This is a genomic window from Bacillus capparidis, from assembly GCF_017832095.1.
Classification (GTDB): domain Bacteria; phylum Bacillota; class Bacilli; order Bacillales; family Bacillaceae; genus Bacillus; species Bacillus gobiensis.
Genome location: NZ_JAFDST010000001.1, coordinates 223,097 through 243,877 on the forward strand (window position 1 = coordinate 223,097; position 20,781 = coordinate 243,877).

20 protein-coding genes, 1 riboswitch and 1 other annotated feature are annotated in these 20,781 nt (G+C 40.9%); of the genes, 11 read left to right on the top strand and 9 right to left on the bottom strand.

All coding sequences use genetic code 11. The features are described 5' to 3' along the window. Positions 1-122: 122 nt before the first annotated feature. The 3 genes from JOC74_RS01140 to JOC74_RS01150 form a co-directional block, all read right to left on the bottom strand. Positions 123-1,643 carry an ABC transporter permease/substrate-binding protein gene (locus tag JOC74_RS01140; protein ID WP_211086019.1) on the bottom strand — a complete coding sequence of 507 codons (1,521 nt, stop codon included), beginning with the start codon at positions 1,641-1,643 and terminating at the stop codon, positions 123-125. Next, positions 1,640-2,605 carry an ABC transporter ATP-binding protein gene (locus JOC74_RS01145; RefSeq protein WP_053602569.1) on the bottom strand — a complete coding sequence of 322 codons (966 nt, stop codon included), beginning with the start codon at positions 2,603-2,605 and terminating at the stop codon, positions 1,640-1,642. Before JOC74_RS01145 ends, JOC74_RS01140 begins: the two co-directional genes overlap by 4 nt. A 93-nt stretch (positions 2,606-2,698) precedes the next feature. Continuing rightward, positions 2,699-3,562, bottom strand: a complete 864-nt coding sequence (locus tag JOC74_RS01150) for a dimethylarginine dimethylaminohydrolase family protein (protein ID WP_053602570.1) — start codon at positions 3,560-3,562, stop codon at positions 2,699-2,701. A 173-nt stretch (positions 3,563-3,735) separates the two neighbouring features. On the opposite strand from JOC74_RS01150, the gene JOC74_RS01155 reads away from it, so the two are divergent. From JOC74_RS01155 to JOC74_RS01175, 5 genes are all read left to right on the top strand, one after another. Next, positions 3,736-4,251, top strand: a complete 516-nt coding sequence (locus JOC74_RS01155; RefSeq protein WP_053602571.1) for an acyl-CoA thioesterase — start codon at positions 3,736-3,738, stop codon at positions 4,249-4,251. A gap of 60 nt (positions 4,252-4,311) precedes the next feature. After that, on the top strand, positions 4,312-4,686 hold the full coding sequence (locus JOC74_RS01160; RefSeq protein ID WP_053602572.1) for a thiol-disulfide oxidoreductase DCC family protein: 375 nt from the start codon (positions 4,312-4,314) through the stop codon (positions 4,684-4,686). A 99-nt stretch (positions 4,687-4,785) separates the two neighbouring features. Next, positions 4,786-5,688 (top strand): formyltetrahydrofolate deformylase, encoded by a 903-nt coding sequence (purU, locus tag JOC74_RS01165; RefSeq protein ID WP_053602573.1) that lies wholly within the window; start codon positions 4,786-4,788, stop codon positions 5,686-5,688. A gap of 45 nt (positions 5,689-5,733) precedes the next feature. Further along, positions 5,734-5,951, top strand: a binding site (T-box leader). 57 nt (positions 5,952-6,008) lie between these two features. Then, complete coding sequence (proB, locus tag JOC74_RS01170; protein WP_053605972.1) at positions 6,009-7,127, top strand: glutamate 5-kinase; 1,119 nt, start codon at positions 6,009-6,011, stop codon at positions 7,125-7,127. Further along, a complete protein-coding gene (locus JOC74_RS01175; RefSeq protein ID WP_053602574.1) occupies positions 7,128-8,378 on the top strand; it encodes a glutamate-5-semialdehyde dehydrogenase in 1,251 nt (416 codons plus the stop codon). It abuts the gene before it with no gap. Between the two features lie 142 nt (positions 8,379-8,520). Here JOC74_RS01175 and aldA read toward each other — a convergent pair whose 3' ends face one another. Continuing rightward, positions 8,521-9,966: an aldehyde dehydrogenase gene (gene aldA, locus JOC74_RS01180; protein WP_053602575.1), complete on the bottom strand. Its 1,446-nt coding sequence runs from the start codon at positions 9,964-9,966 to the stop codon at positions 8,521-8,523. Between the two features lie 136 nt (positions 9,967-10,102). Between aldA and ohrB the strand changes: the two genes are divergently transcribed. Next, a complete protein-coding gene (ohrB, locus tag JOC74_RS01185; protein ID WP_053602576.1) occupies positions 10,103-10,516 on the top strand; it encodes an organic hydroperoxide resistance protein OhrB in 414 nt (137 codons plus the stop codon). A gap of 48 nt (positions 10,517-10,564) precedes the next feature. Here the strand turns inward: ohrB and guaD are convergent, their stop codons facing one another. The 3 genes from guaD to isp all read right to left on the bottom strand — a co-directional run bounded on the left by guaD (position 10,565) and on the right by isp (position 15,111). Next, on the bottom strand, positions 10,565-11,035 hold the full coding sequence (guaD, locus tag JOC74_RS01190; RefSeq protein ID WP_053602577.1) for a guanine deaminase: 471 nt from the start codon (positions 11,033-11,035) through the stop codon (positions 10,565-10,567). A gap of 460 nt (positions 11,036-11,495) precedes the next feature. Further along, positions 11,496-13,763 carry a 5-methyltetrahydropteroyltriglutamate--homocysteine S-methyltransferase gene (gene metE / locus JOC74_RS01195; protein ID WP_053602578.1) on the bottom strand — a complete coding sequence of 756 codons (2,268 nt, stop codon included), beginning with the start codon at positions 13,761-13,763 and terminating at the stop codon, positions 11,496-11,498. 142 nt (positions 13,764-13,905) lie between these two features. Further along, positions 13,906-14,099, bottom strand: a riboswitch (cobalamin riboswitch). 46 nt (positions 14,100-14,145) lie between these two features. Beyond that, positions 14,146-15,111 carry a serine protease Isp gene (gene isp, locus JOC74_RS01200; RefSeq protein ID WP_053602579.1) on the bottom strand — a complete coding sequence of 322 codons (966 nt, stop codon included), beginning with the start codon at positions 15,109-15,111 and terminating at the stop codon, positions 14,146-14,148. 390 nt (positions 15,112-15,501) lie between these two features. Between isp and mgtE the strand changes: the two genes are divergently transcribed. Next, positions 15,502-16,860 (top strand): magnesium transporter, encoded by a 1,359-nt coding sequence (gene mgtE, locus JOC74_RS01205; RefSeq protein WP_053602580.1) that lies wholly within the window; start codon positions 15,502-15,504, stop codon positions 16,858-16,860. 118 nt (positions 16,861-16,978) lie between these two features. Then, positions 16,979-17,350, top strand: coding sequence for a hypothetical protein (locus JOC74_RS01210; protein WP_053602581.1), 372 nt, complete (start codon positions 16,979-16,981; stop codon positions 17,348-17,350). 11 nt (positions 17,351-17,361) lie between these two features. On the opposite strand, the gene JOC74_RS01215 is transcribed toward JOC74_RS01210, so the two are convergent. Beyond that, a complete protein-coding gene (locus JOC74_RS01215) occupies positions 17,362-17,694 on the bottom strand; it encodes a MerR family transcriptional regulator (RefSeq protein ID WP_053602582.1) in 333 nt (110 codons plus the stop codon). A 180-nt stretch (positions 17,695-17,874) separates the two neighbouring features. Here JOC74_RS01215 and ykzB point away from each other — a divergent pair, with 180 nt between their 5' ends. The 3 genes from ykzB (at position 17,875) to JOC74_RS01230 (ending at position 18,937) form a co-directional block, all read left to right on the top strand. Then, the gene (gene ykzB / locus JOC74_RS01220; RefSeq protein ID WP_098945191.1) at positions 17,875-18,030 is read left to right on the top strand and encodes a protein YkzB; all 156 of its coding nucleotides are present in this window, start codon (positions 17,875-17,877) and stop codon (positions 18,028-18,030) included. Between the two features lie 113 nt (positions 18,031-18,143). After that, positions 18,144-18,323: a Fur-regulated basic protein FbpA gene (locus JOC74_RS01225; RefSeq protein ID WP_053602583.1), complete on the top strand. Its 180-nt coding sequence runs from the start codon at positions 18,144-18,146 to the stop codon at positions 18,321-18,323. Between the two features lie 149 nt (positions 18,324-18,472). Further along, entirely contained in the window at positions 18,473-18,937 is a 465-nt protein-coding gene (locus tag JOC74_RS01230; RefSeq protein ID WP_098945192.1) for a MarR family winged helix-turn-helix transcriptional regulator, read from the top strand. A gap of 23 nt (positions 18,938-18,960) precedes the next feature. On the opposite strand, the gene JOC74_RS01235 is transcribed toward JOC74_RS01230, so the two are convergent. Further along, entirely contained in the window at positions 18,961-20,781 is a 1,821-nt protein-coding gene (locus tag JOC74_RS01235; protein ID WP_053605974.1) for a DNA ligase D, read from the bottom strand.

The window sequence follows — 20,781 nt, forward strand, 5'->3', positions numbered from 1 at the left end:
AGATCGCTTGAATATTGAGGGGATCGCCGGAAAGCCACGTCAAATCGCCGGAATTTTCATAAAGTCCTTCGAAAATAGCTACTTCTAGAAAAAAGCTGACAGAAAACAAATTTCTGTCAGCTTTACTTGTTAAGCAGACCCTGTTGCTCAAGGTATTCCCTAGCAACTTCTTCGGCAGACCGATTTTCTGAATTGACGGCATAATTCATTTTTCTCATTTCGTCATCGGTAATTTTCCCCGACAGCTGATTTAAAATGTCCTTCAGCTCGGGAAATTCTTCCAGCGTTTCATTTCTTAATAAAGGTGCTCCTTGGTAAGGAGGGAATAATCCTTTGTCATCCTCAAGAACTTTCAGCCTGTATTCTTCGATTTCACTGTCTGTTGAATACACATCTATAAGATTGAGCTGACCGGACTGAATGGCAGAGTATCTCACGCTGGCTTCCATTTTGCTGACATTGGGAAGGTTCAGCCCATATAGCTTCTGCATCCCCTTATACCCATCTTCACGATCAGCAAATTCGGCAGTGAATCCTGCTTTCAGCTGTCTTTCTGCCTGAGTAAGATCTGATATTGTATTCAGGCCAAATTGTTCGGCTGCTTCCTTTGTAACAGCAACAGCATACGTGTTGTTATAGCTCATAGGCTCAAGATAGGTAAAATTAAATCGATCTCTCACCCCATTTTTTGCCTGTTCAAATACTTCCTTTGCATCTGTACTTACAGGATCTTCATTTAAGAGAGAGACGACAGTGGTTCCTGTAAATTCGGGATATAAGTCAATGTCCCCGGACCTTAGTGCATTGAATAAAAAAGAGGTCTTGCCAAGGCCGGGCTGCAATTCGACCTTTAAATCGGTATCCTCTTCGATAAGAAGCTTATACATATTGATCAAAATTTCCGGCTCTGATCCGAGCTTTCCTGCAATCACTAAGTCTTTCTTTCCCCAGCCAAAAGCCAAAGGAGCTGATATGATCAGGATAACAGCTGCTAGAGAGAGGCCAGCAATCCTTATAGTTGTTTTCGAAGAAGCTCGTTCGATTAAACGCAGGAGAAGATCAAATAGAATGGCTAGAACAGCTGCCGGAACAGCACCAATTAAGATTAACCCATTATCGTTTCGATCAATTCCAAGCAAGATGATATCCCCGAGTCCTCCAGCTCCGATTAATGCTGCTAAGGTGGCGGTGCCGATGATTAGTACCATGGCTGTACGAACTCCAGCCATAATCACAGGAAATGCAAGCGGGATTTCAACCTTGGAAAGGCGTTTTCTGCTGTTCATTCCCATTCCCTTCGCAGCTTCAATGAGAGACGGATCTACTTCTTTAATTCCCGTGTATGTATTCCGTAAAATCGGGAGAAGCGCATAAATCGTTAACGCGATGACAGCCGGAATTTTGCCTATCCCGGCTAACGGAATCAACAAACCAAGCAGTGCGAGGGAAGGAATCGTTTGCAGTACGGCGGTAACACCGATTATTGGTTCAGCGAGTTTGTCTTTCCGTGTAAGAAAAATTCCAAGCGGTATAGAAATAAGAATGGCCAGCAGCAAGGAAACAAATGAGATTTGAATATGTTCAATGAGTGCACTGGCAAGCTGCTCCTTCCTTCCGTAAAACGCATCTATAAAACTATTCATCCTCTCTCCCTTTCTCTAACCGTTCGATTCGCTATATACTGAAACACCGATTTCCTCGTAATAGTCCCGATCACTTCACCATTTTTCATAACCGCTGCCCTTGGTTCAGCGGCCAAAAGCGGGATAACTTCTTCAAGAGAGGCATTCGAATAGACAGTAGGCAACGGATCGGCCACTTCATCTCCAGTATGATCAAGCAAGCTTTCTGCCGTAAGTTGATCAAGAAATTGATGTTTGGATGCACGAAGCCCGACAAAATTTCTGACAAAATCGTTTACTGGATGATTGATGATTTCCTCAGGGGTGCCGGATTGAACAAGTTCCCCCTCGTTCATAATTGCTAAACGATCACCAAGCTCAAGCGCCTCCTGGATATCGTGAGTTACAAAAAGAATCGTTTTTTTAATTTTTCTTTGCAAATCTGCAATGTCCTTCTGAAGCTTTTCTCTGTTTATAGGATCTAGTGCGCTGAAAGGCTCATCCATTAAAAGGATTTCAGGATCAGCCGCCAATGCACGAACGACACCGACCCTCTGCTGCTGTCCGCCTGAAAGTTCACTTGGTTTTCTGTGCCGGTATTTGTCTGGATCAAGCCCGACCATATGCATGAGCTCTTCCACTCGGTCTGAAATTTTCCGTTTGCTCCATTTTTTCAGTTCTGGAACAATCGAAATATTTTCCTCGATCGTCAAGTGGGGAAAAAGGGCGATTTGCTGAAGGACATAGCCGATATTCCAGCGCAATTCATGGATATCATAATCGCTGATTTTTTTACCATTTATCGAAATAGTGCCTTCCGATAAATCAACTAAGCGGTTAATCATCTTTAACGATGTCGTTTTTCCGCATCCGCTCGGACCGATCAAAACAAAAAATTCACCAGCATCAATCTGTAGATTTAATTCGTTAACGGCTTTCGTTCCGCCTCCGTATAGCTTTGAAACATTTTCAAAACGAATCATCATAGTTCTCCTTTGGCCTAAAATAATGTTCCTTTTTTTAGGATGAACAAGCATTACGCCACGTTCAAAAAATAGAGCCTTTTTAGACTCTTTTTACGCTTGTTTCCGAACAATTGGCAGAGTGCAGCAGCGAAATGAGCCGCCCGACTTGATGATTTCAGATATATCGACTTCGATGATCTTATACCCCCGGCTGATGAGCTCTTGATTTGTTTTTTTGTTAATAGACAGGCTGATTAGCTGTTTATTTCCAAGCGACAACACATTTGTAGCAAGCGTAAACTGTTCATCTTCTGTCACGGGCAGTAAATCAAATCGTTCTGCAAGCATGTCATACTCTTTTTTATTGAATGCATCCGGATAAATAATCGCTTCTGTAGGGGAAATAATATTGAAAACACAATCTAAATGCAAAAATTCATCATGAATTGGCAAAGGAATTACCTGGTAGGAGGGGAGCATCTTCTGCAGCTGATTGACTGCTGCCATTTCAGTTCGATTGCTGATCCCGACGTAAACCGTATCCTCATGTACGATTACATCACCGCCTTCAATTTTCGCTTCGGTGATTTGGCGATATTGCATCCCTTGCGTCTTCAGCCACTCGATAAGCGCCTCTTGTTCTCCTTCGCGAATATCTGTTGCCATTTCAGCTATAAATATGTCAGACCCTATCGTAAAACCGATATCTCTCGTAAATACCTGCTCAGGAAAACGTTCTAAAGCAGGGAGAACAATGACGTTAATTCCTTTCTTCTTAAGTACAGCCAAGAGTTCTCGATGCTGCTTGATGGCGATTTCTGCTTGAATATTTTCATTTTCATAGTACTTTTGTGTTTCATTGATAATTCGTTTAATCGACATATGCTCAGGTGAACATAAAACGACCTTTTGCAGCATGTCGTATTCGTTATAGCAAAATGGTTGATTATCACTTAGCGGGATCGTAGAAGCCATAGAAACCTCCTAAAATGCGTATTCAATCGTATTTTCCTTATTTAAGCTTAAATTAAACGTCCTGTATAGTAAAGTGTGCAAAAATATGACAAAATGGATAAAGTTTAAATTTTAGACAAAATTGCATCGTTCGTGTTAAATAAAATTAAATGCCTGAATAGGAGATGGTACATATGAACAACCTAAAACCGAAGTATTGCTCTGATTCCAGAGTCGTAAAAACGAGCAGGGTTTTTCCATTAGATACAAATAACCACAATACATTATTCGGCGGAAAGCTAATGAGTTATATCGACGACAATGCCTCGATTTCTGCAGCCAGGCATTCTCGCTGCGAAACGGTTACCGCCTCTACAGATTCTGTTGATTTCCTGCAGCCGATTCGCCAGGAAGATTGTGTTTGTCTTGAATCATATGTGACCTGGGTCGGCAATTCCTCTATGGAAGTATTTGTGAAAGTAATCAAAGAGCATCTGATTACGGGGGAACGTACGCTTGCTGCCACATCCTTTCTTACGTTTGTTGCATTGGATGAAAAAGGAAAACCCAAAAAAGTACCCCAGGTGATTCCGGAATCACCTGAAGAAATTATGCTTTTCAATACCGCTGTCCAAAGGGGAAAAGAGAGAAAGAATCGGCTTCAACACAGCAAAGCACTGGCAAAAGCAATTGGAGAAGAAATGCGCTGAACCATACGTTTAACTTGCTTTTATTTAGTGAATAGGAGTATAAAGGAGGCATATCGTCTGATGAAAAAACATCTTGTCTTTTATGATGCGGAGTGCCCGCTATGCAGAAGTGTGAGAGCTGTCATTCTCAAATTGGATTGGGCAAAGCGATTGGAATGGTTTCCAGTACAGAAAATTGATCAGTCCGTCTTTTATCAAACGTTAAAGGATCGGAATATTTATGATGAAATCCATATGGTAACTTCAAAAGGGGAGCTAATCAAAGGCTTTGATACCGTAAGAAAAATATTATCACTTCTTCCGCTTACTCTCCCGATAGGCATCCTTCTTTTTTTTCCGTTTGTTTCGAAAATCGGAGATCCTGTTTACAAGTTTATTTCTGAAAATCGGTATCAATGGTTCGGCAGAGTGGAATACAATCATTCATCCTCTTGAATGATTGTATTTTTCTTTGCTTAAGAAAATCAGATTTATTTTTCATGAAAATTTCAGTATAATGGCTTTAAATTCTTACAATAATGAGGGTAACTGCAAATGAAATCGTATATGAACAAGAAATTAGATCATTACAAAACATCGAATGAAGGAAATGTCAGGCTGTTGGTTAGCTGTCCTGACCAGCCGGGTATTGTCGCAGCCGTATCTGCCTTTCTTTTTAAAAACGGAGCGAATATTATTGAATCACATCAATACACGACCGATCCTGAAAACGGCCGTTTTTTTCTTAGAATTTTATTTGAGAAAAATAATATAAAAGAAGAAATCTTGGAGCTTCAACAAAAATTCACGCCGATTGCTGAGCAATTCCAAATGCACTGGTCAATTACTTTGGCAAACGAGCTGAAAAAAATGGCTATCTTTGTTTCGAAGGAGCTTCACTGCCTCCATGAGCTGATTTGGGAGTGGCAAAGCGGGAATTTAATGGCGGATATTGCGCTTGTGATCAGCAACCATGAGGAAGCCAGGGAAATCGTTGAATCATTACATATTCCTTTCCATTATATGAAAGCAAATAAAGAAATTCGCAAGGAAGTTGAAACAAAACAGCTGGAATTGTTAGAGAGATATCAGATTGAACTTATCGTTCTGGCAAGATATATGCAAATCCTGACGCCGTCTTTTGTTTCCCATTTTCCGAACCAAATTATTAATATTCACCATTCGTTCCTGCCTGCATTTATTGGAGCAAATCCATATAAAAAAGCGTATGATAGAGGGGTAAAACTAATTGGAGCTACTTCTCATTACGTTACAAACGACTTGGATGAAGGGCCGATTATTGAACAGGATATTGAAAGGGTCGACCATCGCGATGATGCTGCAGCACTAAAGAATATCGGCCGTACGATCGAGAGGAGTGTCCTGGCAAGAGCTGTGAAGTGGCACATTGAAGACAGAATCCTTGTTCATGAAAATAAAACAATCGTTTTCAACTAAAAACTCTTGACAACCCTTGATTTCCTATTCATAATAATAAAAAATTAGTGAGCGTTGAAGAGGACCAGTATGCAGATACCTTTTGCAAAAAGAGAGCGAAATGCCCAGGCTGCAACATTTCGCGGCAAAAAGCCTGCAGAACCTCCCTCTGAGTCCCGGCACAAAAATCCGGGCGCATAACCTGCGTTATGTGGTGGAAGTGGAGTGTGCCTGTTTCGCATGCTCAATTAAGGTGGTACCACGGAACTCTTTTCGTCCTTTCTATCGGGATGAAAAGAGTTTTTTTTATTTCTGTGATAAAGATAATGGAGGAAAAACCAGTGAAAAGACAGAGAATTGTGATTAAGGTTGGCAGCAGCTCATTAACAGACAGCAAGGGATATATTGACGAAGAAAAAATTAAAGACCACGTCAAAGCGATTTCCTATTTGAAAAAAATGGGGCATGAGGTGATCTTTATTTCTTCAGGAGCAGTGGCGTCAGGCTTTGTCCAATTAGGTTATCCTTCCATGCCAGTCACTCTCAAAGGCAGACAAGCTGCGGCTGCGGTGGGGCAAAGCCTTCTCATGCAGCAATACATTAAACATTTTTGCTTGAAAGACACCGTACCCGCTCAAATTTTATTGACACGAAATGATTTTGTGAAAAGAGACCGTTACCGAAATGCTTATTTTACGATAAATGAACTGTTGGAACGCGGGATCGTACCAATTATTAATGAAAATGATTCGGTTTCCGTTCAAGAATTGACGTTTGGAGACAACGATATGCTTTCTGCCTTGGTCAGCGGTCTGATTCACGCGGAGCAGCTGATTATTTTAACAGACATCAACGGTATCTATGATGGAAATCCCAAATCGAATCCAAATGCAAAACGTTTCGATTTTCTCGGTGAAATTACAGATGAGCTTGCAGCGACCATTTCTTCATCCGGTTCAAAGGTAGGGACGGGCGGAATGAAATCGAAAATTTTGGCTGCGAAAACGGCTCTGTCATTAGGGGTAAAAGTATTTATCGGTGATGGAGAAGGGGAAGAAAAATTATCCGATATATTACTCGGAAAAGGGGATGGGACGTATATTGGTGAGCCTGACCTGACTTCGATTAACAACCTTAAGCAGTGGATTGCTTTTCATTCCCCGATCTCAGGGAGAATCATGATTGATCATGGAGCGGAATCCGCTTTACGAAGCCAAGGAAAAAGCCTGCTTCCGGCAGGTGTAGTGGAAGTCATCGGCCATTTTCCGAGAGGGGCGGTTGTAGAAGTTTCCGGAGCCGGCGGCATTATCGGAAAAGGGCAGACCGTTTATTCATCGGAAGAATTATTGAAAATGCGCGGAAAGAAAACCTTTGAGATAGAAGAAATAGGAACGGCAGGAAAGCCGGAAGTTATTCACAGAAATTACTGGGTCAACCTAATTGACGGGGAGGTTAAGTAGATGAATGAGGTCATAAGAAAAGCGAAAAAAGCGAAACAAATAAAGCTTGAATTAGTACAAAAAACAAGTGTTGAGAAAGATCAAGCGTTATTATCTATCGCAAAAAAACTGTTAGACAATTTAGATAGATTGCTTGAAGAGAATGAAAAGGACGTTTTGTCGGCAAAAGAAAAAGGAATTTCCGACTCAGTCATCGATCGTCTGCGATTGGATGAAAAACGAATCCGGGATATGTCGGATGCCGTAAAGCTTTTAACAGAGCTTAAAGATCCTGTTGGAGAGACGATTGAAACGATTGAAAAGGAAAATGGCCTTCTCATTACCAAAACCCGTGTTCCATTAGGAGTAGTCGGGATGATTTATGAAGCACGCCCGAACGTAACTGTCGATGCGGCAACCTTATGCGTGAAAACAGGGAACGCCGTCATTTTGAGAGGAAGTTCATCTGCATCTCACAGTAACCGGGCACTTGTCGGTTCAATTCAAGAGGCCCTGGTAGAAGCCGGCTTTCCCGCTGAGGCGGTTCAGCTGATCGAAGATACGAGCAAGGAAACAGCCAAATCGTTGTTCACCTTAAATGAGTATCTCGATGTATTAATTCCACGCGGCGGCAAAGGGCTCATTCAAACAGTGATCAGAGAGTCAACAGTTCCAGTACTGGAAACCGGAGCAGGAAACTGCCATATCTATGTAGATGCTTCAGCAAATAAACAAATGGCCATCAATATTGTCCGTAATGCCAAAGTCCAGAGGCCGTCAGTTTGCAATTCGGTTGAGACGGTGCTGCTGCACAGCGATTGGGCACTGTCTCACAGTATTGATCTATTCGAAACATTAGAGCGTGAAGGAGTGGAGATTAGAGGTGACAAACGGGTTTGTGAGCTGTTTCCTTCAGCCAAACAAGCAGATGAGACAGGATGGGAGACCGAATTTTTGGCTCCGATTATTCGAGTGAAGATTGTCGGGGAGCTGAACGAGGCAATTTCCCATATTGAAGCCTTTGGAACAAAGCATTCTGAAGCAATTATTACAGAAGACACTGCACATGCTGAGCATTTTCAAAAATCGGTTGATGCTGCTGCAGTTTATCATAACGCGTCTACACGCTTTACAGACGGCTTTGAGTTTGGCTACGGAGCAGAAATCGGGATCAGCACGCAGAAGCTTCACGCGAGAGGGCCGATGGGCTTACAGGCGCTCACCTCTTCGAAATTTATCATTCAAGGGACAGGCCAAGTAAGAGAGACATAAATCAAAAGCGGATAGGCATATATGTCTATCCGCTTTTGTATGAGTCGATTTCTACCTTGATCGAATTTTATTCACCTATCTTTTGAATATATCCCCCTATTATGGAATTATATCTGACCAACCTTTGAATAAATCTACTCATTCATTGTTGGTTGTCATTATACTCCATATAAACAACATGAGTGGCGAGGAAGTCCTCCACTCCGTGTTTCCCATCTGCTCCTCCGAGACCTGATTTTCTCATGCCGGCGTGATACCCCTGTATGGCTTCGAAGTTTTCTCGGTTAACGAAGGTTTCTCCATATTTGAGCTCGTTTGCTGCACGCATGACTTCGTGTACGTTCTCGGTATAAATAGAGGATGACAGGCCGTATTCTGAGTCATTTGCCAAATCAATGGCTTCATCTAACGTTTGAAATGTAGCAATAGGAAGAACCGGACCGAATATTTCTTGTTTCATGATGTCCATATCATGGGTGGCGTTTGTTATTAGCGTCGGTTCATAAAAGAATCCTGATTCGTCAAGCCTATTTCCACCCGTCTGCAGAAGAGCGCCGCTGTTTACAGCTTCATTTACCATTCCGTCGACCTCTTTCAGTCGTTCCTCACTTATAAGCGGGCCCATTTCTGCCTCTTTCTTTTGCAGAGGGTTGCCGAGCGAAGTCTCTTTCATGGCTGTCGTTAATTTTTCGATAAACTCATCTTTGACATCTTCGTGGACGTATACTCTCTCAGCGTTTGTGCAGGCTTGACCTGCGTTTGTGATGCGGGATTCTTTGATTTTTTCAACCGCAAGATCAAGATTGGCGTGCTTTGTCACGATGGCCGGTGCTTTTCCTCCAAGCTCTAAATTCACTTTCGTAATATTTTGTGCAGCAGCTTCCATCACTTTTACTCCTGCTTCAACACTGCCTGTCATCGTAATCATAGCAATACAAGGATGAGAAGCAAGTGCTTTGCCTATCGTAGAGCCTTTACCTGTCACATAATTGTATACGCCTTTAGGAAGTCCTGCTTCGTGAACGAGCTTTGTAAAGAGAGCAGCTGTATTAGGCGTCTGCTGGCTCGGTTTTAAAACAATGGTGCAGCCGGTTACGAGTGCTGTTGCGACTTTTCGCGCGAGAATAAAAACCGGAAAATTCCAAGGTACGATTCCTCCAATAACTCCAATTGGCTTGCGATAAATCAAAATATTTTCGTTCGGGCGGTCGCTAGGAACAATTTCTCCTTCGATTCTTCGTGCCCATTCTGACATGTAGGCAAAATAATCAATTGCTGTATCAACCTCGGCCTCGGCCAAGCGATAACTTTTCCCTTGTTCTTCTACCAGGGCTAGGATAAAAAGTTCACGATTCTCGGCGATTTTTTCACCAAGCTGCTTCACCCATTTGCCTCTTTCAATAGAGGTCGTTTTCTCCCATTTCTTTTGTGCTTCAACTGCCGCTTGAACGGCTTTATCTACGTCTTCTTTTGTGCCGCTGTATATACGGGATATCGTTTCCTCAGTGGAAGGGTTGATCACATCTATTGTTTCTGTAGAATCGGAATCGGTATATTCTCCATTCATATAAAGCTTGTGGAATTTCATGGATTAGAACCTCCAATTTTTTAAAGTTTTATTTTTTCTATTCCACATCCCAAATCTATTAAACGTTCAGAGGTTTAACGAGAGAGCTTTTGTGAAATAAGAAGAGTAGAACAAACGAACATTAGGAGGAATAAAAATGGCAAAAATATTTACTGCAAAGGCTACGGCGGTCGGAGGAAGAGCAGGTCATATTCAATCTGATGATAAGGTACTAGACCTGGACATCGTGATGCCTAATGAAAAAAAGAACGGAGAAACAGGCACCAACCCTGAGCAATTATTTGCTGCCGGCTATGCCGCATGCTTTGGCGGAGCACTACAGCATGTTGCGAAAGAGAAAGACGTGGATATAAAAGCTGAAGTTGAAGGGCAAGTCAGTCTTTTGAAAGATGATAGCGATGGCGGATTTAAAATTGGCGTTACTTTAATCGTTAAAAATCCTGGGATCGATGAAGGAAAGTTAAAAGAGCTCGTTCATGATGCCCACGATTTCTGTCCGTATTCCAAAGCAACGAGAGGGAATATCGATGTGGAGCTTGAAATACAATAATGATAAGTTAAAATGAGCCGCTGCTACATAGCAGTGGCTCGTTTTTGATTAGTATTCTTTTTTATTTTCGTATTGAGCCCAAGACTCAAACGGCGCCATTTTGTTTTCTAAATTCAGCTCATGAAAGACAATTTTTCGGCTTTCATGCGGCTTAGCGATTTCATCATAAATAAACGAGTCATCAAAACCGGCGTGGGCAGCATCCTCATGCTTGGCGGCAAAATAAACCTTTTTCGGACGAGCCCAGTATATTGCTCCAAGACACATAGGACAAGGCTCACTGCTAGTATAGAGTATACAATCGTCCAATTGGTATTCACCGAGGGCTTTACACGCTTCACGAATAGCAGTTACCTCAGCGTGGGCTGTCGGATCGTTGCTGCTTGTGACATTGTTCTGCCCTTCAGCAATAATTTTTCCATTTTTAACAATGACAGCACCGAAGGGTCCGCCCTTTCCGGAATTTACGCCTGATACCGCCAGCTCAATTGCCCGTTGTAAAAATAATTCGTGTGTCATTAGCTTTCCCCCTCGCAATTCTAACCTCTTTAAGTATATCTGAAATTTGTGACAAAATGAATTGTTTTGTAGCATTATCCAACCGTTTACTCATTATTGTTTAAAGTGCTGCAATATAGCAGTTTTGCCGTATTCTGTTGTGACTTCAGCATAAGAACCGTTAATGAGTGTGATTTTCGGTGGTACGTGACCACAAAAGAGTCTTGTTTCGTTTATTAATTATCCGGAAGAAGCCAGAACCATAAAAATTTTAAATAAGACTTATAAAGATCTATATAGTAAATATCAATTAACCAAGAAAAAATGGAAAGAAGAGCTTTCTAAAAGTACTATAGCTTCGAAGCGTACAGTTACAACTTTCATAAAATACTAATTTCATAAAAAAACTGCACCTGCAATTGTTAGTAGTCCAACAATTGAGGTGCAGTAAAAACCTGCAAAGTTTTCATTTTTCTATATTTTATACTTGAACAGATGCTGTTTTCCTTGCTTGTTTTGCTGCGTCAACCATGTTTTTCAACGAAGCAACCGTTTCTTTTTGCTGCCTTGTTTTTAAGCCGCAATCAGGATTGATCCAAAAACGGTCGGTAGGACATACGGTTAAGGCATCATCGATAATATCAATCATTTCCTGTACAGACGGCACCCTCGGACTGTGTATATCATATACGCCAAGTCCAAGTCCTTTTTCATACGGCTCATTTTTCAGATAATTAACTAGCTCGCCGTGGCTTCTGCTATGCTCAATCGTTATGACGTCTGCATCCAAGTCATTAATCGTATCAACGATGTCTTCGAAGTGGCTGTAGCACATATGCGTATGGATTTGTGTTGTCGGTTCCACACTTGAGGTAGACAATCTAAATGCTTCAGCTGCCCAAGTTAAATACTCATTCCAATCTGATTCTTTTAAAGGCAAGCCTTCACGCAAGGCCGGCTCATCCACTTGAATAATTGTAATACCGGCTTTCTCGAGAGCTTCGACTTCCTTTTTCAATGCCCGTGCGATTTGGAAAGCAATTTCTTTTTTCGGCAAATCGTATCTCGGGAAAGACCAGTTAAGAATGGTTACAGGTCCCGTCAACATTCCTTTTACTTTTTTAGAAGTCAGGGATTGGGCATATACTGTTTCTTTTACAGTCATTTCTTCTGTGAAGGCAACGTCTCCATAGATAATCGGCGGACGCACACATCTTGAACCATATGATTGAACCCATGCATACTTGGTGAAAGCAAATCCTGAAAGCTTTTCTCCGAAGAATTCAACCATGTCTGTCCGTTCAAATTCTCCGTGAACGAGAACATCCAGCCCAATTTCCTCTTGGATGTCAATCCATCTTTTTATTTCTGCTTTTATAAAGCTCTCATACTCTTGATCGCTCCATTCTTTTTTCCGCCATTTCAATCTTGCTTTACGGACCTCAGTCGTCTGCGGAAAGCTGCCGATTGTCGTCGTTGGCAAGAGTGGAAGCTTCAGAGAGTTTTGCTGAAGGGTTAATCGCTCTTCGAACGGAAGCTCTCTATGGAAAAGTTCTTTCTGAGTTCCTTCTTCGCGATTTCCTGTTTCTGCGTATTGCCTTAAGATGTTTAAATCGTTCTGAGACTGTTTGATTTCCTCTTGGATCGAAGTTTTTCCTGAAATCAGTCCCTTTTTCAATAGGTTAAGCTCACTAAGCTTGTCTGTTGCAAAGGAGAGCCCGTTTAGCAGTTCCTCATCAAGATGCTCATCCGGATGCTTTTCCACCGGCAAGTGCAATAGGCTGGAGGAAGGCTGGATCCAAAACTCTGCAATGTCCAATTCTCCTGCTAATGATTGGATGAAATCAAGCCGTTCTTCGAGGTCTGCTTTCCAGATGCTGCGCCCGTCCAATATACCTGCTGCAAGCACTTTATCAACAGGGAATCCATGCGTTTTTAAAGAATCAAAATTCTTTCCTTTGTCGTGGACAAAATCAAGACCGATTCCATCAACAGGATACGTGATCAATTCTTTGTATTCATCAACTGAGTCGAAATAAGTTTGCAATAAAATTTTAACGCTTGTAAGCTCTGACTTAATTTGCTCATACAAGGATTTTACAGCTTGTACATCCGCATTGTCTGCTGCAACCAACGCCGGCTCATCAATTTGCACCCAAGTGACTCCTTCAGCTTCAAGTTCTTTTAAAAGCTGGATATAAAGAGGGAGTAGCTTGTTGTAAATTTGACCCTTTTCTTCATCGTTGTAGCCTTTTGCAAGCGTAACAAAGGAATAGATTCCAAGAACAACCGGCTTTGAATCGATTCCAAATTCCTCTTTGACTTTCCGATAGGCAGCAAGCGGCTTGTTTTCTGTAAGCTTATATTCAGTTTCCTCATCATATTCTGGAACGATATAATGATAATTGGTGTTAAACCATTTCGTCATTTCACAGGAAACGGCATCATCTGTGCCTCTGGCCATTGCAAAATAGAGGCTTAGCGGATCCGTAATATGACGGAACCGTTTTGGAATCCAATTGAACATTACTGCAGTATCCAGCACATGGTCATAAAAGGTAAAGTCTGAAACTGGGATCAAATCTAGTTCTTTTTGCTTGCCGATGTTGATTTTTAATCGAGTATCCATCTCCTGCAAAAAGTCGTTGACATCCTTATCCTTTCTCCAAAAAGCTTCTAAAGATTTTTTCCATTCCCTGTTTGCGCCAATGCGCGGGAATCCAAGATTGCTTGTTTTAATTGTCGTCACTTGCTTTCCTCCTAAATAAAAACACCCACAAATCGAGTTGGTCGATAAGTGGGTGTTTATAATATATAAACGTGTGCGGAAAATAAACGTATAAACCTAGCAAAGTTACGTCATTCGAACACCCTCCCATCGACCGTGAGTTTTTGGTGTGTCAGAATAGGCAGGTCTCCTGGCTTGTGAATCATCAATTTTTCCTAATCCTTCCCGTTTCATAAACAGTGGCACTTCTTTTGGAAAAATTTCTTCACTTACAGTGGCGGGACCGCGTTGGAATTTCACCAAACTTCCCTTTTAAAATCTAACAATTGTTAGATTACCTAGTTCTCCGGTATGAAATTTGACTTGATTATATCCTGCTAGGAGCATTTAGTCAAAAGAAATTTTAATAAGCCGATAGTATTTTTTCGTTACTCGCTTTTTCTGCAAGCACTTCAGGCGCTGTTAAGTAAAGGATTCCGTTTCCTACCAGCGTCTTCGGATATTCGTCTAAAGGTAAAGTGCGGCGAATTAATTGTCCATAAACCTCCGGCTCAGACAGATCACGGTCGAACAAGGATTCCTCCATTTGTTTAATGATTGCAAGAGAGCCGCTGGCGTGAGGTGCAGCCATTGAGGTTCCTGTAAGTTCACCGTATTTTTCACCAGGTAATGTAGAAATAATTTTTTCACCTGGAGCAACTAAATCGATTTCTTTATTTACATTGGAAAATTCCGAAGAATCTCGTGTCAATGTCACAGACCCTACAGCAATGACTTCATTGTAGGCTGCAGGATAAGAAAATTCTTCAGTAGCCGTATCTCCATCTCCCTCATTTCCCGCGGCGCAGACAACAAGGACCCCGTTTTGGACAGCGCGGGTAATGGCTTCGTGCAGCTCGGGCACATCCTCAGGACCGCCAAGTGACATGCTGATAATATCAACTTTCTGGTCGACTGCGTAATTTATGCCGTTTATGATCCATTCATATGCTCCGCTCCCGTTCTCGCCAGATAATACTTTAACGATAAGAAGACCGGCTTCAGGAGCAACTCCGGAGATTCCGCCATTTTTGTCATTTGCGGCAATCGTACCTGCAACGTGGGTTCCGTGCCCATTATAATCGTTCACCAATTCGGGGGCGCCTTCATCATCATCAGTGAAATTTTTCGTTCCGATGATCTGATCCTTTAAATCGGGATGGGTAATATCACAGCCTGTATCGAGCACAGCGACTTTAATATCTTTTCCCTTAAAGCCTTTAGCCCAAATTTCCGGAGCTTTAATGAGACGGATACCTTCTGGAGTTTCATTTGCTTCCGGAAGTGCTTTGTTCATCACATAGGGCACTAAACGCATGACTTTTTGCATTGTGAAGCCTCCTTTTGGTAATTGGGAATTTGATTATGACCCTAATCGTTTGGCAGAGCTTCGTTGAATAAACCTGAGGGAGAGAGTGGGATAGTGATAATTATAAAGTAGGAGAACCAGTAAAAAAAGGTCATATCTTCCTAATTGTCTGAATTTTGAGTTGGATTATTATAAAGGATTCTTGCTGATAGATTGCTCAAAATTTACGCTAGATTCTTTTTATCCGCTGTCTTGTTGTGTTACTTTTATATAGGAGGTGTGAGTGAGGCGTGTCTTCATGTAAGCTAGCCGCATTCGTTACAGCAAGACATAACTAGCAGAAAATGGAGATCAGTTCTTACACCATGCGAAAAAAACGTGAGAAGAATCTCCTGTGACAGGAGGTATTCTATGGTTAACAATATGACACTCAATGAATTAATCGTAAAAATTGTCCTTGTTTTGAGGGATAGCAAAAGAAAAGAGTTTCGGGCCATTATCGATGAGCTTCAGCCATATGATGTTGCCAGTTTGTTTAAGGAGCTGCCTGAAAAACATCGCGCCAGATTTCTCTCCTTTCTAAACATTGATGATATTACAAATATGATTGGTGAATTGGAACATGAATTTCAAATCGCTGCTTTGAAAAAAGTGGGACGAGAAAAAACGGTTCATATTATGAATAAAATGGATAACGACGATCTTGCCAGTCTCTTTGAAGAAATGGACAGCGAGCTGAAATATCAATTTTTATCCAATTTGGAAAAAGAAGAGCTTCAAGCAGTTCAGCAATTAATGAACTATCCACCTGAAACGGCTGGAAGAATCATGACGAACCGGTTTGTATGGATTCCTGAGCATTATTCCGTCAAGGATGCGGTCGATAAGCTGAAAAGCCTTGCTGAAATTGCTGAATCCATCAACTATCTTTACGTAATTAATGACAAAAAGCAGCTGGTTGGCGTTTTATCCTACAGAGATTTGATCTTAGGGGATCCAGAGGAAAAAGTAAAAGATTTAATGTTTACCCGGGTGATAGCTACTGAGGCTCTTCAGGATCAGGAAGAGGTAGCTAGGCTGATAGAACGTTACAACTTTTTGGCAATACCCGTAGTTGAAGAGAATCATGTTTTAGTAGGAATTGTTACAGTCGATGACATAATAGATGTCGTGATTCAAGAAGCAGATGAGGATTATGAAAAATTTGCAGCTTCCGGGAAAGCAATAGATTTTGATACGAAAGCTTACATTGCAGCTTATCGCCGGCTTCCCTGGCTGATCCTGTTATTATTTATCGGCCTTATTTCAGGAAGCATATTGAATTTTTTTGAAAGTACCTTGCAGCAGGTAGTCGCACTGACTTTTTTTATGCCGATGATCGCAGGCATGACAGGCAATACAGGGACGCAATCATTGGCGGTTGTGATCCGCGGTCTTTCAAAGGAAGACTTAAATAAAAAAGTGATAAGCAAGCTTATTTTCCGTGAGTTAAAAGTCGGATTAATGATCGGGGCAGTTTGCGCCCTTTTAATTACTGGAATTGCAGTTATCTGGCAGGGGGAACTATTGCTGGGCTTTGTCGTTGGTTTATCTCTTCTGCTTACGCTAATAATCGGGACAATGGCAGGTACAATTGTGCCCATTGTATTGCAGTATATGAATGTAGATCCCGCGATTGCTTCAGGACCGCTAATAACTACGTTAAATGATATCCTTTCCCTGCTCATCTATTTTGGAATTGCGACAGCTTTTATTACGAAACTCATGTGAAAGAGCAGCTTTAGAAAAGCTGCTCTTTCAGAAATGAAAACGTTTTATCATTCTATTGAAAAAGAGATAAGGCGCGGGATATCATAGTAATAGATCCCAGCCGCGAGGGGAGAGAGTAATGAAATATTTTTATGTTTTTATTTTTCTATCGTTATTGCTTATCACAGGCTGCCAGAACGAGGACGAAGGCAGAGACAGCCGGCTTGTTGCAGTAGAAGAAATGCTAATGGCGATTCTGAATGAAGACGTATCAACAATGAAGAAGCTTTATGTTGAAGGATCTTCTCCAGATCCCGAAGAAATCATTAACGGAAAGAAAGCATGGGGAATAGAAGGACTTGCATTTGAAGATTTCAAAATATCAGAAGCCGGCATCCATATGTTTAAAGCAAGCTATAATGAGAATACTGAAGCTGTTGCGTTTCGGGTTAAAACGATGGATGACGGCCGTATCATGATCGATTTTATCGGACATGTGAAACCTTTATAAATCGTTGATAATTAGCGGTTTCTATATTTAAAGTGCGCATTTAATTGGCCCTCCAGCATCTTATTTCTTAACTGGTTATCGCCTTTTAACGCTTGCTCTCTTCTTCGCATATCTTTCAGAATTTCTGCAGTTTGAACCCCATCTTCTCTTTTGTTGGCAATTTCCATAAGCTTTTCGACATCGGAAAAGGAATATTTTCTCGTGCCTCGTGTTGAACGTTGAGGAGATATGAGCTTTCTTTCCTCATAATATCTGATTTGCCGTACGGATAATCCCGTCAGCTCACTGACAATTCCTATGGATATTACTTTTTTTTCTTTATATGATTTATCTTCAATGGTCATATTTCCACCCCTGTGATGTCTTTTTTATCATTATAAAGAAAAGTTTGATAAAAAACCTGACACTTGTAAGAAAATCTAACACAAATAATAAAAAATTCGGAAGATTACATTACATAAGAGGTGATTTTAAACACGACTCTGTATATCCTTTATTATATATATTTTTTAGGAGGTTGAACAGTGGAAGAGGAAAAAGCTATTAAACTCGCTAAAGAAATAATTGCTTTGGATTTGAAGCGTGATGAAATGCTGGAGGCGTTTATGGCACTCACAGGAAACAAAGGACCTTCGTTGCTGCGGGCTGTCCAGAATGACTTATACCGCAAGTCATCATGACCTCTTAAATTTCTTAATAAAACCAATGATAAAGATTTACGTTTGATTCATCTTTTTATAACAATAAACGGTTATTCTAATATTAAACGTTAGAAAGGAGTATTGAGGGAACCATGAGTCACCAATTAAAAATGGCTTTGGAGGATCAAAGAAATTATTATTCTCAAAAGCTCCTCGCGATCGGAGTTTATAATAAAGAGGTATTAAATCGAATGACCGTTTCTGAATTAAAAGATGAATATAACTATTTTTATCATAAAATCACATATAAAAAACCAAAGTTCCCACAGTAAAGAGTTTCTTCTCATGAGATGGGGACTCTTTTTTTGTGAAAAATAAAAAAGGGTTTTTAAAAAAATTACCGAATACAGTATAAAAAGCATTTAATTTTTGTTAAAGTTAAATGTAAGGGTTTACAAAAAATAAAATAAGAGGTAGATGAATGATGAGACTAACCTTTACTGACCAAGAAATTGAAAAATCAATGGCGTTGTATAAGGTATTTGCGAAAGCGTTTAAAAGTGTTTCCGAGCACAGTATCAGGGATAGTAAAGAGCACGGGTTTAATCCTACGGAATTTGCCGTTCTGGAGCTGTTGTATACGAGAGGTCCCCAGAAGCTGCAGCAAATTGGGTCCAGGCTGCTATTGGTGAGCGGAAACGTGACGTACGTCATTGATAAGCTTGAAAGAAATGGTTTTATCGTTAGGGAACAGGATCAAAAAGACAAAAGATCCGTATATGCAAACTTAACAGAAAAAGGAAGGACCTATCTTGATGAAATTTACCCGATTCATTCCTTAAGAATTGCCCGCGCTTTTTCCGGGCTGACACAGGAGGAACAGGAGCAATTGATCATTTTGCTGAAAAAAGCAGGAATTCACAGCCAGCATCTTTTGTTCAGATAAAGCGCTTACAAGATTAATGTGTGTTACGAACGGTTCAAATGCTCTAATACAACGGCAATTGGTTGATCCTGAGGCTGCTGTCTCATCTGTCCGAAAGGGCAGCCTTTATTTTTCAGGCGGATTATCGTCTTTTCCATCGTAAAATCCTTCGGGGATAGCTTTGAATTTACTTCGTCCCAATACAGCGGGAGAGCGACCGTACCATCTTCATTACCTCTCGGGGAATAAGGGGCAATGATCGTTTTCCCGTATGCATGCTGCAAATAATCTAAATACAATAGATTCTGCCGATTTTTAATTAATCTTTCAGTAGTGAATAAATGCGGAAAGGATGCTATGCAATAATCTGCCGTAAACGCTGTAAACTTTCTTGTTTCCTCATACGAAAACGAATCCTTAGATATGGGGATGTAAAGCTGAAGTCCCTTGTTTCCAGATAGCTTCGGAAACGAATGAATTCCGAGAGAAAGTAGAAAACGGTTCAGTTCAATCGCGCATTCGATAGCCAATTCAAAATCGTTTGCAGACGGAGGATCCAAGTCAAATACGATTTCAACAGGATTGTTCGTATCAATGGTTTGAAAGGGCACGTGAAATTCCAAAGCAAGCTGATTTCCAAGCCAAAGAAGCGAAGAATAATCCTGGCAAAGAATATAGTCATGTGAATTAGAAGGAGCCGTGTGTATAAAATCCGGTGTATATTCAGGTTTGTTTTTCTGATAAAAAGATTCGCCAGCTGGTCCGTGCGGATAACGAATAACCGTTAACGCCCGGTCCTTTAAAAAAGGCAAGAAAACGTCACTGATCTGCATAAGATAGGTTAAATAGTCCGACTTATTTAGTGATTTTTTCGGGAAAATCGGTTTATCCAAATTTGTAAATTTTACAGAAGGATGCAACGATTTTGTTGATAGAATCAACTGTTGTATTGTACATTCCTCATAGCTTTTTTTCAGCTGAAATGAAAGGAAGGATGGCTCACGCAATACGCCGTTCGTATAGGACAAATACTTTACAGTCAAGCAAATGGATGGATGAATCATATAAGTTCCTGACCCTGTGAGAGTGCCGTTTTGTTTCATGATCGTCAATATTGCATTACGTTCATCTGCAGACAATCCATGATATAGCTGCGCAACTGTTAGAGAGTTTCCGTGATCATCTATGACAGCTACGTCTATATAATGATTAGCGGGATTGTAACTTTTGATAAAAACATCAGCTGTCTTATAGTTTTTTATTTTCATCCAGTCGGTCGTTTTGCCTTTTTTCCACTCACTGTTTTTCTTTTTAGCAACAATGCCTTCTCCATCATTCAATATGACGTGGTCCCATATCAGCTCTTTATTTTCAAAGGGAGGAATTAATTGAATCGCTTTTTTGTCATCAATTGATGGCTCTACAGGAAGCTTATGTTGCTTTCCCCATTCCTTCAGCTTTTGTTTCCTCATTTTCAGCGGCGAAGAAGAAAGGTCTTCTTCTCCTAGACGTAAAAGATCGAACGCCAAAAAAACGACTGGACGTCGGTCAGCTGCGGAATTTATCATTTCGGAATTTTTCATTCTTCCACGTTGCTGAACATATTCAAAATTGGATTTATTGGGATTTTCCAAAGCTGTAATTTCGCCATCAAGCATAACTGGAAGCGAATCGTCAAACGAATTGATGATCTCTGACGCAAACAAGAGAAGCTCAGGGAAGTATAGATCTAATGATCGCCCGTTCCTGCTTGTCAGGGATATTTTTTCTCGAGAAAGATAGAACAAGGCGCGAAATCCATCATATTTCACTTCATATTGCCAGCTCTCCCCGGTTGGGACAGTATCTATCAAAGTAGGCTGCAT